This is a genomic window from Streptomyces sp. CB00455, assembly GCF_001905445.1.
Classification (GTDB): Bacteria; Actinomycetota; Actinomycetes; order Streptomycetales; family Streptomycetaceae; genus Streptomyces.
On record NZ_LIVQ01000001.1, the window covers coordinates 1,448,694 to 1,463,604 of the forward strand.

A 14,911-nucleotide genomic window follows, 5' to 3' on the forward strand; every position below is an offset into this window, starting at 1 on the left:
CGTGGCGTCGCCCTCAGCCGCGTGCCGCCACCACTCCGCGGGCGGGGCGGCCGGCGCCGAGGTTGTGGCGGGGTCATGGGCGCGGGCCCTCGCTCCGCACCGCAGCGGGGCGGTCGAAGCGGGCCGGGACGAAGGGGGACGGGTCCAGCGGCGGCCGGGAGCCCGTCAGGGCGGCGGCGATCAGCAGGCCCGTCGCCGGGGCGAGCCCGATGCCCGCGCCCTCGTGACCGCAGGCGTGCAGGAGCCCGGGGACGCGAGGGTCCGGGCCGATCGCCGGGAGGTGGTCGGGGAGGTAGGGCCGGAAGCCGTGGTAGGCGCGGATCACCCGGACATCGGCGAGCACCGGGAAGAGGGCGGCCGCCTGGGCGGCCAGCCGGCGCAGGGCCTCGGCGGACAGGCCGCGGTCGAAGCCGACGCGCTCCCGGGTGGCGCCGATCAGGACCGGGCCCGACGGGGTGCCCTCCACCACCGCCGAGGACTGCAGGGCCGCCGATCCGCTGGCGACGTCCGCGATGTAGTCGGCGGCGTAGACCTTGTGCCGCACGACGCGCGGCAGGGGTTCGGTGACCAGGACGAAGCCGCGGCGCGGCAGGACGGGCAGTCGCACCCCGGCGAGGTCCGCGACGGATCCGGCCCAGGTTCCCGCCGCGTTGACCACCGCCGGGGCGCTGATCTCGCGCCGGGTGGTGCGGACGCCCCGCACCGCGCCCGCGGCGTCCCGCAGCACGGCCGTCACCTCCTCGCCGAGGTGCAGCGCGGCGCCCGAGGCTGCCAGCAGCCGGGCTGCCGCCTGGGCGGGATGGACCTGGGCGTCCTGCGGGTAGTGGAAGCCGCCCGCGAGGCCCGGGGCCAGATGGGGCTCCAGGGCGCGCAGGTCCCGGGCCCCCGCCTCGGCCGCCTCGACTCCGGCCTTGCGCTGGCCTTCCGCGAAGCTCCGCAACGCCTGGAGCGAAGCCCCGTCCGGGGCGACGACGAGGCCGCCCTTGGCTTCGTACTCGATTTCCTGCGGGAGGGCGGCGGCCAGCTCGCGCCACAGCCGCGCCGACAGCAGGGCGAGGTCGAGTTCCGGGCCGGCCTCCTTGTCGGAGACGAGCAGGTTGCCCTCGCCCGCGCCGGTGGTGCCGCCCGCGACGGGGCCGCGGTCGACGACGGCCACGGAGAGGCCGGCGCGGGCGGCGTGGTACGCGCAGGCCGCGCCGACGACGCCGGCGCCGATGATCACGACGTCCCAGGGATGTCTCTTGAGCACGGCAGTAATATGTCACATTCTTTTAGGGCTGCCCAGACCCGTCCCGCCCCCCTCGGGCGGCGGGACGGGTCCGGTGGGGATCAGCTGCGGAGCGGGCCCTCACAGGTGTAAGGCGACGTGCCCGCCTTCTTGTTGGTCCAGATCTCCACTGGCCCGAAGGAGCAGTTCATGTCGGCCAGGTTGTTGGAGGCCGCGCCCGCCCGGTCGAGGATGAAGTAGTCCACCGTCTCGGACATGTCCTTGAAGTTCTGGTCGTCGCTGCGCCAGTTCTTCAGGTTCGCGCTGATCCGGCCGGTGCAGGTGAAGCGGCGCTTGCCCGCGTCCCCGTTCTCCACGCAGTCCGGTGTGTTGTACGTGGCCGCGGCGAAGGCCGCCTTCACGGGGCCGAGGGTCGCCTCTCGCAGCCGGTCGTTGGGGGTGAAGGAGGTGTTCGGCACGTAGAGCTGGGCGACCTTGGCGATCTGCGCGCTCAGGAAGCGGTCGTAGTCGCGCTGGAGGTAGGTGTCCGCACCCGTCCGGTGGCGCCACTCGTCGTACCCCGCCACGTCGTTGGTGCGCAGGTGGGTGTACATCTCGCGCAGCAGGCTGGGCTTCTCGGTCCACAGGAACTCGAAGAAGGTGCCGGCGTAGCTGTAGAAACGGAAGCCGTCGCCGTCGTAGGTGGCGTTCAGCAGCTGCTCGACGCTCATGCGCGGGCCGCCGCCGGAGGTGTCGCTGATGATGCTCTGCACCAGGGACTTGCGGACGGCGATGCCGTTGTCGCGGGTGGACCCGTCGAAGAACTCGGCGGTGCCCTCGTCCATGGCGGTCGTGCGGTCCCCCTCGTACCAGGGGCCTTCGCCGAAGGAGCCGGGGACGGCGTAGCGGCCGTTGAGGTAGTGCGTGTACTCGTGGCGGAAGAGCTCCTCCAGGGTGAGGGAGGAGTCCTGCGGGACGCGGCGCTGGTAGGTGTAGAAGGTGGCGCCGTCCTCGATGTAGATGCCGCCGTTGTTGGTGCCGTAGCCGGTCAGGATCGGGTGGTAGTTCTCGTAGTCGGCGCGGGAGGCGTAGAGCACGATGTTCAGCGTGGTGTTGGGGTCGCCCGCGAGCGGCTGGTCGGTGCCGAGCACGCGGTGGAACTGCGACTTGACCTGCTTGCTCGCGTAGTAGAGCTGGTCGACGGTGGCCTGGTCGAGGGCGGTGCGGACCTTGATGCCGCCGTTGTCGTAGGAGTAGGTGTGGGGGAAGAGCTGCTTCTCGATGTCCTCCTTGCACACCGCGTACGGCTTGCAGGCCCCGTAGAAGTTCAGCCAGGAGACGAGTTTGGCCCAGGGCTCGCTGCCCAGGCCCGACTTGACCGGGGCCAGGAGTGCGCCGAGGTCCGCGACGACCTGGTCCCGCAGGCCGGCGACCTGGCCGAAGCGGCCGTATTCGGCCAGGGCGTCGCGGGCCACCCAGGCGTTGCCGGTGCCCGCGAGGTGGGTGTAGCCGGAGAAGGCCTTGAAGGCCGCGCGGTACGCGGGGTCGGCGGCCACCGCCGCGTGGAAGGCGGCGTCCTGGTTGCCCGGGTAGACGCCCAGGTAGTTGACGGAGAGGGCGGCCAGGGCGGCGCCCGCCCAGCCGGAGTCCAGGTGGGTGGCCGGGTGGGCCGGGTCCATGGTGGCCAGGACCTTCTTGATCAGGCCGAGCTGGTGCTGGCGCAGGCCGGGCGCGCTGGCGGCGTAGAGGGCTTCGCGCAGGCTGTTGGCGTTGGTCCGGGTCACGTCGAAGGACCGGGCGGCGGCGCCGAAATCGGCGACGGCCTGACGCATGGCGTTCACGGTCGGGGCGTCGGTGACGTCGATCTCGGAGCGGGAGTAGTCGTGGTAGGCGACCGCGTGCAGGTAGGTGAACATCTCCTCCAGGTGGGAGGAGTTGCGGCCGTCGTGGGCGGCGGCCAGGCCGGATATCCGGCGGGACACGGCCTGGACGTGCGCGTCGGACATGACGGGCGCGAGGCGGGCGTCCCAGGTCCACAGGAGTCCCCTCAGACACCCGTCGGCGAGGACGGCCGGGTCGGCGAGGAAGTCCGCGAACTGTTCGGGGGCGAGGCCCGTGATCCCGTCCAGGGTGCAGGGGACGCCCCCGGCGACGCTCCGCGCGACGGGGGCCGCCTGGGCGGCGGCGCTGCGGCTCTTCTCGGTGCGCTCGGCCGGGGCGGTGGCGGCCGTGGCGGCGCCGGGGACCCTGCCGGAGGCGGCCTGGCCGGTTCCGGGGGCCGGGGCGGGTGCGGGGGTGTTGTCCGGCGCCGCGGCGAGGCGGTCGACCTCGTCGAAGGGGTTCGGCGCGCCGGGAGCGCCGGCGGAGAAGGTGGCGGGCGCCTGGCCGCCCGGCGCGGTGGCGACGGAGGCCCCCGGGTCGGCGGCCCGGGCCACGGCCTGGCCCGCGGTGGCGAGGAGGGTGACGGCGACGGCGGCGGAGAGGAGGGACGTACGCACAGCTCTGTGCTGGAACACCAAGGACTCCTGAGGGGAGGGGAGGTGGGGGACATGGTGCGTGAGGTGCGATGGGTGCCGTTGGTGGCCTGCGGAGGCCCGGACGCCCGGGCGGCGGGACACGGGGAGGCCAATTGCCGTGCGCAACACGGCGTTTGACGGGGATTAACGTGGCGCGGTGTGAGCTGTAACATAGTAATGTGAAATTGCACTGACAAGCCCTGTGCGCCCCTCAGTTCGCATCTTCCTGAAGGAGCCCCCGTGACCGACGCACCCTCCCCCCTCCACATCGGCAGTCACGACCTGCCGGTGTCCCCGGAGTTGTCCCGGTTCATGGCGGGGAGCTGGGCACCGTCCCCGCTGCCCGACTCCGCACGCGTTCCCGCCCGCGCCGTCACCCCGGCCCGCCGCGCCCGGCTGTCGGCGCGCTTCCCCGGCGAGCGGCTGATCGTCCCGGCCGGCGAACTGAAGGTCCGCAGCAACGACTGCGACCACCGCTTCCGCCCGCACAGCGCGTACGCGTGGCTGACCGGTCTGACGGGTGAGGACCAGGTCGGCCACGTCCTGGTCATGGAGCCGTCCGGCCCCCACGCGCACGAGGCGGTGCTGTACCTGAGGCCGCGCTCGCCGCGCCGCGAGGGCGACGAGGCGTTCTACCGGGACCGCCGCCACGGGGAGTTCTGGGTGGGCCGCAGGCCGGACGTCGCCGAGACGGAGCGTCTCACCGGCATCCGCTGCGCACCCCTGGAACAGCTGGGGTCACCGACGGGCCGCGATGCCGGCAGCGACGGTGAACTGGCGACGGTCCTGTCGGAGTTGCGGCTGGTCAAGGATGTCTGGGAGGTCGAGCAGCTCCAGCTGGCGGTGGACCACACGGTGGCCGGTTTCGAGGACGTCGTACGGGCGCTGCCGCGCGCCCTGGCGCACCCGCGCGGGGAGCGGTGGATCGAGGGGGTCTTCGCCCTGCGCGCGCGGGCCGAGGGCAACGGCACCGGGTACGAGACGATCGCGGCGGCCGGCGCGCACGCCTGTGCGCTGCACTGGACCCGCAACGACGGCCGGCTGGAGGCGGACGAACTGCTCCTCCTGGACGCGGGCGTGGAGACCGACACGCTCTACACGGCGGACGTCACCCGCACGCTCCCGCTGTCGGGGCGCTTCTCCCCCGTCCAGCGGCAGGTCTACGAACTGGTCCTGGCCGCCCAGGAGGCGGGCATGGCGGCGCTGCGACCGGGAGCGAGCTTCCGGGACTTCCACCGGGCGGCCATGCGGGTGATCGCGGAGGGGCTCGCGCAGTGGGGCGTGCTGAAGGACGCGCGGGGCGACCTGCACCGGCGGTACACGCTGTGCAGCAGCGGGCACATGCTGGGCTTGGACGTGCACGACTGCGCGAAGGCCCGGGCGGAGAGCTACCTGGACGGGATCCTGGAGGAGGGCCAGGTCCTGACGGTGGAACCGGGCCTGTACCTCCAGCCGGACGACGAGACGCTCCCGGCGGAGCTGCGGGGCATCGGGGTGCGCATCGAGGACGACCTGGTCATCACGGCCACGGGCGCGCGGCTGATGTCGGGCGCGCTGCCGCGCACGGTGGCGGGCGTGGAGGAGTGGATGGCCGCCCTGCTGGACGGCGGCCCGGCCCCACACTGACGACCCCCGGCCGACCCCGACCCGACCCGCGGGCCCGGACGCGAGTCCGGCAGGGTCCGAACGTGCGGCCCCACACTGACGACCCCCCGGCCGACCCTGACCCGCCGGCCCGGACGCGAGTCCGGCAAGGTCCGGACATGCCACCCCGCTGGACGGCGGCCCGGACCCGCACCGACCACCCCCGGCCGACTCCGACCCGACCGGCCCCGACCCGGACCCGACCCGGCCCCGACCCGCCGGCCCCGGACGCGAGTCCGGCAAGGTCCGGACGTGCCACCCCGCTGGACGGCGGCCCGGACGCACCGACCCGGACGCCGACCCGGACCCTGCCCGGCCGGCCGGATCCGGCCCGGCCTGCCCGCCGATCCGTCCGCCGATCCCCCGCCCGGCCGGCGGCGGCGGGCCCGGTCCGTGCTACGGCAGGACGGCCACGCCGTCCAGTTCCACCAGGGCCCGGTCGTCCCAGAGGCGGGTCACCCCGATGACGGCCATCGCCGGGTAGTCGCGGCCCGCCAGCCGCCGCCAGATCCGGCCGAGTTCGCCGGCGCACGCCCGGTACGCGGCCACGTCGACGGCGTAGACCGTCACCCGCGCCAGGTCCGCCGGGGCTCCGCCGGACGCGGCCAGTGCGCTCAGCAGGTTCGTCAGCGCCCGTTCGAACTGCTCCGGGAGGCCGTCGCCCACCACCTCGCCCGCGCCGTCCAGCGCGGTCTGCCCCGCCAGGAACACCAGGCGGGAGCCCGTCGCCACCACGGCGTGCGAGAAGCCCGTCGGCGGCGACAGCTCCGCCGGATTGATCCGCTCGGGGCTCACCGCGCCGCCGTCTTCCCGGCCGGAGCACCCGGCAGGTCCCCGTACAGCTCCCTCGCGATGATGGTGCGCTGCACCTCGCTGGCCCCCTCGTAGATCCTCGGCGCCCGCACCTCGCGGTAGAGGTGCTCCAGCAGGTGCCCCCGCCGCAGCGCGACCGCCCCGTGCAACTGCACCGCGTGGTCCACCACGTACTGGGCGGTCTCCGTCGCCAGCAGCTTCGCCATCGCCGCGCGGCGCGGGACGTCCGGCGCGCCCCGGTCGTAGGCTCCGGCCGCCGCGTACACCAGCAGCCGCGCCGCCTCCGTCCGGGTCGCCATCTCGGCGACCCGGTGGGCCACCGCCTGCAGATCGCTCAGTTTCCCGCCGAAGGCGGCCCGCTGCGCCGTGTACGCGAGCGTCGCGTCGAGCGCGGCGCGGGCCATCCCCACGGCGAACGCGCCGACGCTCGGCCGGAAGAGGTTCAGCGTGTCCATCGCGACCCTGAAGCCCCGGCCGGCCTCCCCGAGCAGGTCCTCCGTGCCGACGCGGACGCCGTCGAAGGCCAGGGAGCCGATGGGGTGCGGGGAGAGCATGTCGAGGGGCTCACCGCTGAGCCCGGGACGGTCGGCCGGGACCAGGAAGGCCGAGACCCCCTTGGCCCCCGCTCCCTCACCCGTCCGGGCGAAGACGGTGTAGAAATCCGCTTCTGGGGCGTTGGAGATCCAGCACTTCTCCCCGCTCAGCCGCCATCCGCCCCCGGGCGCGGGCACGGCCGCCAGTGCCAGCGCCGCCGCGTCCGAACCGGCGCCCGGCTCGCTCAGCGCGAAGGCGGCCACCACCCGCCCGGCGCGCACCCCCGCAAGCCAGCGCTCGCGCTGCTCCCCGCTCCCCGCCCGCAGGACCGGATACGCGCCCAGGCCCTGGAGGGCGAGGGCCGTCTCGGCCTCCGTGCAGCCGTAGGCGAGGGACTCGCGCAGCAGGCACAGCTCCAGCGCGCCGGAGGTGAACACCCGCTCCAGCAGGCCCAGCTCGCCCAGCGCCGCGAGCAGCGGCCGGTTGACCCGCCCCGGTTCCCCCTTCCGCGCCAGCGGCTCCAGCCGGTCCGCCGACAGTGCGCGCAACCGCGCGCACCCTTCCTCCTGGTCCACCCCGAGCGCGAATCCGGTCATCCGAACATCCCCGCTTCTATCGCGTGCTGTTGACTGCCGTCACCATCACGATACGCTCCACGTGCACCCTCGCGGCGGTGACCGGGAGGGGGCCGTACGGCCGGCTCCACCCCACCCCCGGACCGTCGCAAGGGGGCGTACCCGCCTTGGACCTCAAGCCTTCCGCTCACGCCGACACCTTTGCCCGCGACCACCTCCCGCCCGCGGACAGCTGGCCGGACCTCGTCTTCGAACTGCCCGAACTGGCCTACCCGGACCGCCTCAACAGTGCGGCGGAGCTGCTCGACACCACCATCGCCCGGTTCGGGCCCGACCGCCCGGCCTTCCGCAGCGGTGCGGGCGAGGTGTGGACGTACGGCGCGCTGCGCGAGCGCGTGGACCGCCTCGCCCACGTCCTCACCGACGACCTCGGGGTGGTTCCCGGCAACCGGGTGCTGCTGCGCGGACCGACCGGCCCCTGGCTCGCCGCCTGCTGGCTCGCCGTGGTCAAGGCCGGTGCGGTGGCGGTCACCGTGCTGCCGCAGCAGCGCGCCCGGGAGCTGGCCACGGTCTGCGCGATGGCCCGGGTGGGACACGCGTTGTGCCACGCGGACGTCCTGGAGGACCTGGTCAGAGCCCGGGTGCCGGGTCTGCGCGTCACCCCGTACGGGGGCGGGGGGCCGGACGACCTGCTGCACCTCGCCGAACGGCACGCGGGCCGGGCGTTCCCCGCCGCGCCGACCTCCTGCGACGACGTCGCCCTGATCGCCTTCACCTCCGGCACCACGGGCCGGCCCAAGGGCTGCATGCACTTCCACCGCGATCTGCTCTCCGTCGCCGACACCTTCTCCCGGGGTGTGCTGCGCCCCCGCCGCGACGACGTCTTCGCGGGCAGCCCGCCGCTCGGCTTCACCTTCGGCCTCGGCGGCCTGGTCCTCTTCCCGCTGCGGGCCGGCGCCTGCGCCCTGCTGCTGGAGGAGGCGGGACCGCGCCACCTGCTGCCCGCGCTGGCCGAGCACCGGGTGACGGTGCTGTTCACGGCGCCCACCGCCTACCGGGCGATGCTGGACGCGCTGGGCCCCCGCGACACGGGCACCCACGACCTCTCCGCGCTGCGCCGCTGCGTCTCGGCCGGGGAGAACCTGCCCGCCGCGACCTGGCAGGCCTGGTACGAGCGCACCGGCCTGCGGATCATCAACGGCATCGGGGCCACCGAACTGCTGCACATCTTCATCTCCGCCGCCGACGAGGACATCCGGCCGGGCACCACCGGGCGGGTGGTGCCCGGCTGGCAGGCGCGGGTGGTGGACCGCTCCGGGCGACCGGTCGCCGACAACGAGCCGGGGCTGCTGGCCGTGCGCGGCCCGGTGGGCTGCCGCTACCTGGCCGACCCCCGGCAGGGGGACTACGTACAGGACGGCTGGAACCTGACCGGCGACACCTACGTGCGCGATCCGGAAGGCTACTTCCGCTACGTCGCCCGCGCCGACGACATGATCATCTCGGCGGGGTACAACATCGCGGGCCCTGAGGTCGAGGAGGCCCTGCTGCGCCATCCGGACGTGGTGGAGGCGGCGGTGGTGGGCCGCCCGGACGAGCGGCGCGGGCAGGTCGTGGTGGCGTACGCCGTCACGCGCGAGGGCGTGGTGCTCACGGAGGAGGACCTGCGCACCTTCATGCGGAGTGAGCTGGCCCCCCACAAGTGCCCCCGCTCCTTCGTCTTCCTCCCCGCCCTCCCCCGCACCATCACGGGCAAGCTCCAGCGCTTCCGGCTGCGCGAGGAAGTCCCGGTCTGGCCGGCCGGACCGCAGACCCCTCGCCCGGACCGTCCGGCGCGACAGGTCCTAGAGTGAACCCGTGGCCGAGCAGCACACCCCGCGATCCCTGATCGTCACGTTCTACGGCGCCTACGGGCGGGCCTTCGAGGGCCCGGTCCCCGTGTCGGCGCTGGTCCGCCTGCTGGGCGCGGCCGGCGTGGACGCCCCTTCGGTCCGCTCGTCGGTGTCCCGGCTGAAGCGGCGCGGCTTCCTGCTGCCCGCGCGCGCGGCGGACGGCTCGGCGGCCTACGAGCTCTCCGGCGAGGCGCGGCAGCTCCTGGAGGATGGGGACCGCCGGGTCTACGGGGGGCGGCAGCCCTCGGGCGAATGGCTGGTGGCGGTGTTCTCCGTCCCCGAGCAGGAGCGGCACAAGCGGCACCTGCTGCGCTCCCGGCTGGCCGGACTGGGATTCGGCTCGGTGGCTCCGGGCGTGTGGATCGCGCCGGCCGCGCTGTACGAGGAGACCGGGCACACCCTGGAGCGCCTGCGCCTGACCTCGTACGTGGAGCTGTTCCGCGGCGGCCACCTCGGCTTCGCCCCGACGGCCGAGGCGGTGGCCCGCTGGTGGGACCTGACGGCCCTGGCCAAGCAGCACGAGGAATTCCTCGACCGGCACGAACCCGCCCTGCGCGCCCTGCAGTCGGGCCCGGATCCGACCCCGGAGGACGCCTACCGCGGCTACCTCCTCGCGCTGGACAGCTGGCGCCGCCTGCCGTACGCCGACCCGGGCCTGCCGCGCGAGCTGCTCCCGGCGGACTGGCCGGGCGACCGCGCGGAAGCGGTCTTCGCGGAACTCCACGCGCGGCTCCGGGAGACGGGCGCGGAGTTCGCCGGGCCCTGAGGCAGGACCGCCGGCCGGGCGGGGCCGCGGACGCGGCAGCGGGGGGCGAGGCCACACCGAGGCGGAGGCCGGGTCGGTTGCGGTGGCGGTGGCTGGTGGCCCGGCCGGTGACCGTGATGGCCGTGATGGCCGTGATGGCGGTGGCTGTGACTGTGGCGGTGGAAACTCGCATGCGCGGTCTCCCGTCCGCGCGGCAGGATGGGCCATGACCTGGACCTTCACCTCAGACCTGGCCGCCTTCCTCGGTGCGGCGCTGCCCGCCGTGGCCGCGCAGCCCGTATCGAACACCATCCTGCTGACCACCGCCGACACGCTGGAGCGGCGCGGGCCCCATGCCTACGGCGCCGCCGATCCCCTCTTCGGCTGGTGGACCGGGACCAACGGGACCGTCGCCGGTGGCCTGCTGTGCACTCCGCCGTACCCGGTGCTGGTCGGCTCCCTGCCACCGGAAGCCGTCCGCGCGCTGGCGGTCTGCCTCGCCACCGAACCGCTGCTCGCCGGGATCAGCGGGTTCAACGCCCGCCGGCCGGACGCCCAGACGCTCGCCGGCGCCTGGGAGCGCCCCTCCCGGGTCGCCGAGGAGAACCGGCTCTACCGCCTGGCCGCACTGCGCGCACCCGATCCCGCCCCGGAGGGGCGGCCGCGGCTCGCCGCGGCCGCGGACCTTCCCCTGCTGCTGGAGTGGATCGAGGCGTTCAACGCGGAGACCGGCCAACCCGGCAGCCCCTCCGAAGACGCCCTGCGGGACCGGATCTCCTACGGCGGCGTCCTGCTCTGGGAGCACGCCGGGACCCCCGTTTCGCTGGCGTCCTTCTCCCGTCCGATCGGTTCGGCCTCCCGCATCGGGCCCGTGTACACCCCGCCCGCCGTCCGGGGCCGCGGGTACGCGGCGGGGGTCACCCATGCGGCCAGTACGGCGGCGTACGCGGCGGGCGCCTCGGAGGTCCTCCTCTTCACCGACCTGGCCAACCCGACCAGCAACGGCATCTACCTGCGCCTGGGCTACACCCCGGTCGAGGACCGCACCGAAGTCGTCCGGGCCTGAACGCCCGGCCCCTGCGGGCATCCGGCCCGGCCCCGGACCCCCGCCCCGCCCGGCGTACCGGGACCGGGTCCCGCCGGCCCTACGCGCCGCGGCCCGTCGGCGGTCTGCGGCTGCCCGCCCGGTAGGGGAGCGGCCAGGGGGCGGCCGGCCCCTCGTACGCCTGGTCGGCGGCCGCGTGCAGGGTCCAGTGCGGGTCGAACAGGTGCGGGCGGCCCACGGCGCACAGGTCCGCGCGCCCGGCCAGGAGCAGGGAGTTCACGTCGTCCCAGGAGGAGATGGCGCCGACGGCGATCACCGGGATCCCCAGGGCGTTGCGGATGCGGTCGGCGTAGGGCGTTTGGTACGAACGCCCGTACTCCGGGGTCTCGTCCGCGACGACCTGGCCCGTCGAGACGTCGATGGCGTCGGCGCCGCGCGCGGCGAAGGCCGCCGCGATCCGGACCGCCTCCTGCGGGGACGTACCGCCCGGGGCCCAGTCGGTGGCCGAGAGGCGGACCGTCATGGGCCGGTCCCCGGGCCAGACGGCGCGGACCGCGTCGAAGACCTCCAGCGGGAAGCGCAGGCGGTTCTCCAGGGAGCCGCCGTAGGCGTCGCTGCGGCGGTTGGTCAGCGGCGAGAGGAAACCGGAGAGCAGGTAGCCATGGGCGCAGTGCAGTTCCAGCAGGTCGAAGCCGCAGTCGGCGGCGCGGACCGCCGCGGCCGCGAAGTCGGAGCGCACCTTGGCCATGTCCGCCTCCGTGAGGGCGCGGGGGACGGCCGAGACGCCCGGCAGGTAGGGCAGTTCCGAGGCGGCCGTCAGCGGCCAGTTGCCGTCCGGGAGCGGTTCGTCCATCCCCTCCCACATCACGCGTGTGGACCCCTTGCGTCCCGAGTGGCCGAGCTGGACTCCGAGCGCGGTGCCGGGAGCGGAGGTGTGCACGAAGTCGGTGATCCGTTGCCAGGCAGCCGCCTGCTCGCGGGTGTACAGGCCGGTGCAGCCGGGGGTGATGCGGCCCTCGGCGCTGACGCAGACCATCTCCGTCATCACCAGGCCGGCCCCGCCGAGGGCCCGGGCGCCCAGGTGCACGAGGTGGAAGTCCCCCGGCACGCCCTCCCGGGCCGAGTACACGTCCATCGGGGACACCACGACCCGGTTGCGCAGGGTCAGGCCGCGCAGGGTGAAGGGGGTGAACATGGGCGGGGTGTCCTCGTCCGGGCAGCCGAAGTCCCGTTCCACCGCCCGCGCGAACCGTTCGTCGCGCAGCCTCAGGTTCTCGTGGGTGACCCGGCGGCTGCGCGTGAGCAGGTTGAAGGCGAACTGCCGGGCGGGCTGGCCGGCGTATCCGGCGACCTCCTCGAACCAGCGCATGCTGGCGGCGGCGGCCCGCTGGGTGCTGGCCACGGCGGGCCGGCGGGCCGCCTCGTAGGCGGCGAGGGCGCGGGGCACGCCGTCCTGCCCGGCCAGGGCCCCGGCCAGCGCGAGGGCGTCCTCCACCGCGAGTTTGGTGCCGGACCCGATGGAGAAGTGCGCGGTGTGCGCCGCGTCCCCGAGCAGGACCACGTTGCCGTGCGACCAGCGGGAGTTGACGACGGTGTGAAACCGGTTCCAGGCCGAGCGGTTGCCGTGGAGCGGCCGTCCCCGCAGGGCCTCGCTGAAGATCTTGGCGCAGCGGTCCGCGGACTCGGTCTCGTCGCAGAGGTCGAAGCCGGCCCTGCGCCACACCTCCTCCCGCATCTCCACGATCACGGTGGAGGCGTCGGCCGCGTACGGGTAGGCGTGCAGCTGCATCACACCGTGCCCGGTCTCCGCGATCTCGAAGCGGAAGGCGTCGAAGGCGAAGTCGGCGGCGAGCCAGATGTAGCGGCACCGGCCGCTCGTCACGGTCGGCCCGAAGTGCGCGGCGCCGGCCTGCCGGGTCGCGCTGTGCACGCCGTCCGCCGCGACCACCAGGTCGTGGGAGCCGGCGAGCGCGGCCGCGTCCACCGGCCCGGTGCGAAAGCGCAGCCGCACTCCCAGCCCGGCGCATCGCTCGTGCAGGATCTCCAGCAGCCGGCGGCGTCCGAGGGCGGCGAAACCGTGGCCTCCGGAGGTCAGGAGCCGGCCGCGGTGCACGATGTCCACGTCGTCCCAGCGCACGAACTGCGAGCTCAGGGCGGCGTGGACGACGGTGTCCGCCTGCTCGATGCCGCCGAGGGTCTCGTCGGAGAGGACCACGCCGAAGCCGAAGGTCTCATCCGGCGCGCCCCGTTCCCAGACCTCGACGCCGTGGCCCTGGCGGGCCAGCAGGGCGGCGGCGTACAGCCCGCCCGGTCCGCCGCCGACGACGGCGACCCTGAGGGCGCCCGCTGACATGCGGCTACCTGCCCTTCCACCGGGGCTGGCGCTTCCCGGTGAAGGCCGCGTGGAACTCCGCGTAGTCCTGTCCGTTCATGAGCAGCGCCTGGGTGTTGGCGTCCAGCTCCACGGACGCGGCCAGCGGCATGTCCAGTTCGGCGGTGAGCAGCGCCTTGGTCTGGGCGTGGGCGAGGGCGGGTCCGGCGGCGAGGTGCGCGGCCAGTTCGGCGGCCCGCTGGTGCGCCTTGCCCTCCTCGGTGAGTTCGCTGAGCAGGCCGATCCGCTCTGCCTCCGGGGCGCGTACGGGCTCTCCGAGCATCAAGAGCCGGGTGGCGTGGCCGAGGCCGACGACGCGGGGCAGCAGGTAGGCGGCGCCCATGTCCCCGCCGGAGAGGCCGACGCGGGTGAAGAGGAAGGCGAAGCGGGCGGTGGGGTCGGCGATGCGGAAGTCGGCGGCGAGGGCGAGGACGGCTCCGGCGCCGGCGGCCACGCCGTGGACGGCGGCGATGACGGGGAAGGGGCATTCCCGGATGGCGCGGACCACCTGGCCCGTCATCCGGTTGAAGTCGAGGAGCTGGGCGGTGTCCATGGCGAGGGTGGCGCCGATGATCTCGTCCACATCCCCGCCGGAGCAGAAGCCGCGCCCCTCGCCGCCGAGGACGAGGGCGCGTACGGAGCGTTCGCGGGACAGTTCGGCGAGCAGGTCGCGCAGGTCGGCGTAGGCGCTGAAGGTGAGCGCGTTCAGCTTCTCGGGGCGGTCGAAGGTGACGGTGGCCACGCCGTCCTGCCGGGTCACCCGGAGGTGGCGCCACCGTTCGGTCGCTGCTGTGGAACCGGTGAAGGGGCTCACACCGACCAAGCTATCACCGCCCCGTGACTGCCGTCACAGAAACGCGACAAGCGGCGGGGCGGGATGGCCGCCACGAGCGCCGGAAGCCCTCGTGGGGCCGGTGGCCGTGGCCCCGCGCGGCGGCGACGGGGGGTGCCCCACGCGGCGACGGTTCCACTTCGTATCGTTGAAAGCGGGATTTCTCTTGTCCCTGCACGCCCCCGGGGGAACCATGCCGCGATCCCCGCCGGTACACCCCTGCCACGACCCCCGGAACGGACCGACTGCCGTGCCCGACGCTTCCGCCTGGCGGATCGCCCTGCCCCACTCGGCAGCCGCCGTGCCCATGGCCCGCGCCCTCGTCCGTACGGCCCTGGCCGAGCTCGACACCGCCCCCGACACCGCCCCCGACAGCGACACGGCGGAGCTGCTGACCGCGGAACTGGTCGCCAACGCCGTGGAACACACCCGCCCCGGCGCCCCGGTCGAGCTGGTCGTGGAGCTGCCGGCGAGCGGCTGCCGGGTGGAGGTCCACGACGGCGACCCGCGGCCGCCGGGAGACCTGGCGAGCCGCCTCGACGACACCCACCCCGACCCCTGGCAGGAGCACGGCCGCGGACTGCTGCTGGTCCGGACCCTGAGCTCGGGCTGCGGCCACCACCCCACCCCGCACGGCAAGGCGGTGTGGTTCACCCTGGCGGGGCGGCCCGCCGTCGGCTGAGGCCGTACGCCGGTACGGCCAGGTGCGGTGCCGGTGACCTTGCGGCTCGGCGCGG

General features: G+C 74.6%; 11 protein-coding genes. 5 read left to right on the top strand and 6 right to left on the bottom strand.

What is annotated here, in order from left to right; all coding sequences use genetic code 11:
- Nucleotides 1-73 precede the first annotated feature (73 nt).
- Together AMK16_RS06485 and AMK16_RS06490 are read right to left on the bottom strand one after the other, a co-directional pair.
- The gene (locus tag AMK16_RS06485) at nucleotides 74-1,249 is read right to left on the bottom strand and encodes an NAD(P)/FAD-dependent oxidoreductase (protein ID WP_073909598.1); all 1,176 of its coding nucleotides are present in this window, start codon (nucleotides 1,247-1,249) and stop codon (nucleotides 74-76) included.
- Nucleotides 1,250-1,329: 80 nt separating this feature from the next.
- Nucleotides 1,330-3,723: a collagenase gene (locus AMK16_RS06490; protein WP_073909599.1), complete on the bottom strand. Its 2,394-nt coding sequence runs from the start codon at nucleotides 3,721-3,723 to the stop codon at nucleotides 1,330-1,332.
- 240 nt (nucleotides 3,724-3,963) lie between these two features.
- Here AMK16_RS06490 and AMK16_RS06495 point away from each other — a divergent pair, with 240 nt between their 5' ends.
- Complete coding sequence (locus AMK16_RS06495; RefSeq protein WP_073909602.1) at nucleotides 3,964-5,349, top strand: aminopeptidase P family protein; 1,386 nt, start codon at nucleotides 3,964-3,966, stop codon at nucleotides 5,347-5,349.
- Between the two features lie 414 nt (nucleotides 5,350-5,763).
- On the opposite strand, the gene AMK16_RS06500 is transcribed toward AMK16_RS06495, so the two are convergent.
- Nucleotides 5,764-6,162 carry a RidA family protein gene (locus tag AMK16_RS06500; protein WP_073909604.1) on the bottom strand — a complete coding sequence of 133 codons (399 nt, stop codon included), beginning with the start codon at nucleotides 6,160-6,162 and terminating at the stop codon, nucleotides 5,764-5,766.
- A complete protein-coding gene (locus AMK16_RS06505; protein WP_073909606.1) occupies nucleotides 6,159-7,310 on the bottom strand; it encodes an acyl-CoA dehydrogenase family protein in 1,152 nt (383 codons plus the stop codon). The genes AMK16_RS06500 and AMK16_RS06505 overlap by 4 nt, the downstream gene beginning before the upstream one ends.
- Nucleotides 7,311-7,456: 146 nt before the next feature.
- Here AMK16_RS06505 and AMK16_RS06510 point away from each other — a divergent pair, with 146 nt between their 5' ends.
- From AMK16_RS06510 to AMK16_RS06520, 3 genes are all read left to right on the top strand, one after another.
- The gene (locus tag AMK16_RS06510) at nucleotides 7,457-9,142 is read left to right on the top strand and encodes an AMP-binding protein (protein ID WP_073909608.1); all 1,686 of its coding nucleotides are present in this window, start codon (nucleotides 7,457-7,459) and stop codon (nucleotides 9,140-9,142) included.
- 4 nt (nucleotides 9,143-9,146) lie between these two features.
- On the top strand, nucleotides 9,147-9,947 hold the full coding sequence (locus AMK16_RS06515) for a PaaX family transcriptional regulator (protein WP_073909611.1): 801 nt from the start codon (nucleotides 9,147-9,149) through the stop codon (nucleotides 9,945-9,947).
- A 205-nt stretch (nucleotides 9,948-10,152) separates the two neighbouring features.
- Nucleotides 10,153-10,992, top strand: a complete 840-nt coding sequence (locus AMK16_RS06520; RefSeq protein WP_073909613.1) for a GNAT family N-acetyltransferase — start codon at nucleotides 10,153-10,155, stop codon at nucleotides 10,990-10,992.
- Nucleotides 10,993-11,071: 79 nt separating this feature from the next.
- On the opposite strand, the gene AMK16_RS06525 is transcribed toward AMK16_RS06520, so the two are convergent.
- Both AMK16_RS06525 and AMK16_RS06530 read right to left on the bottom strand, forming a co-directional pair.
- On the bottom strand, nucleotides 11,072-13,324 hold the full coding sequence (locus AMK16_RS06525; RefSeq protein ID WP_073909615.1) for a bifunctional salicylyl-CoA 5-hydroxylase/oxidoreductase: 2,253 nt from the start codon (nucleotides 13,322-13,324) through the stop codon (nucleotides 11,072-11,074).
- A gap of 4 nt (nucleotides 13,325-13,328) precedes the next feature.
- The gene (locus AMK16_RS06530; protein ID WP_073909618.1) at nucleotides 13,329-14,156 is read right to left on the bottom strand and encodes an enoyl-CoA hydratase family protein; all 828 of its coding nucleotides are present in this window, start codon (nucleotides 14,154-14,156) and stop codon (nucleotides 13,329-13,331) included.
- A 211-nt stretch (nucleotides 14,157-14,367) separates the two neighbouring features.
- Here AMK16_RS06530 and AMK16_RS06535 point away from each other — a divergent pair, with 211 nt between their 5' ends.
- Complete coding sequence (locus AMK16_RS06535) at nucleotides 14,368-14,856, top strand: ATP-binding protein (RefSeq protein WP_073909620.1); 489 nt, start codon at nucleotides 14,368-14,370, stop codon at nucleotides 14,854-14,856.
- Nucleotides 14,857-14,911: the final 55 nt, after the last annotated feature.

Coding starts and splice junctions, on each gene's coding strand:
- AMK16_RS06535 (WP_073909620.1), top strand. CDS start 14,368: ATGCCGCGATCCCCGCCGGTACACCCCTGCCACGACCCCCGGAACGGA.
- AMK16_RS06525 (WP_073909615.1), bottom strand. CDS start 13,324: ATGTCAGCGGGCGCCCTCAGGGTCGCCGTCGTCGGCGGCGGACCGGGC.
- AMK16_RS06505 (WP_073909606.1), bottom strand. CDS start 7,310: ATGACCGGATTCGCGCTCGGGGTGGACCAGGAGGAAGGGTGCGCGCGG.
- AMK16_RS06520 (WP_073909613.1), top strand. CDS start 10,153: ATGACCTGGACCTTCACCTCAGACCTGGCCGCCTTCCTCGGTGCGGCG.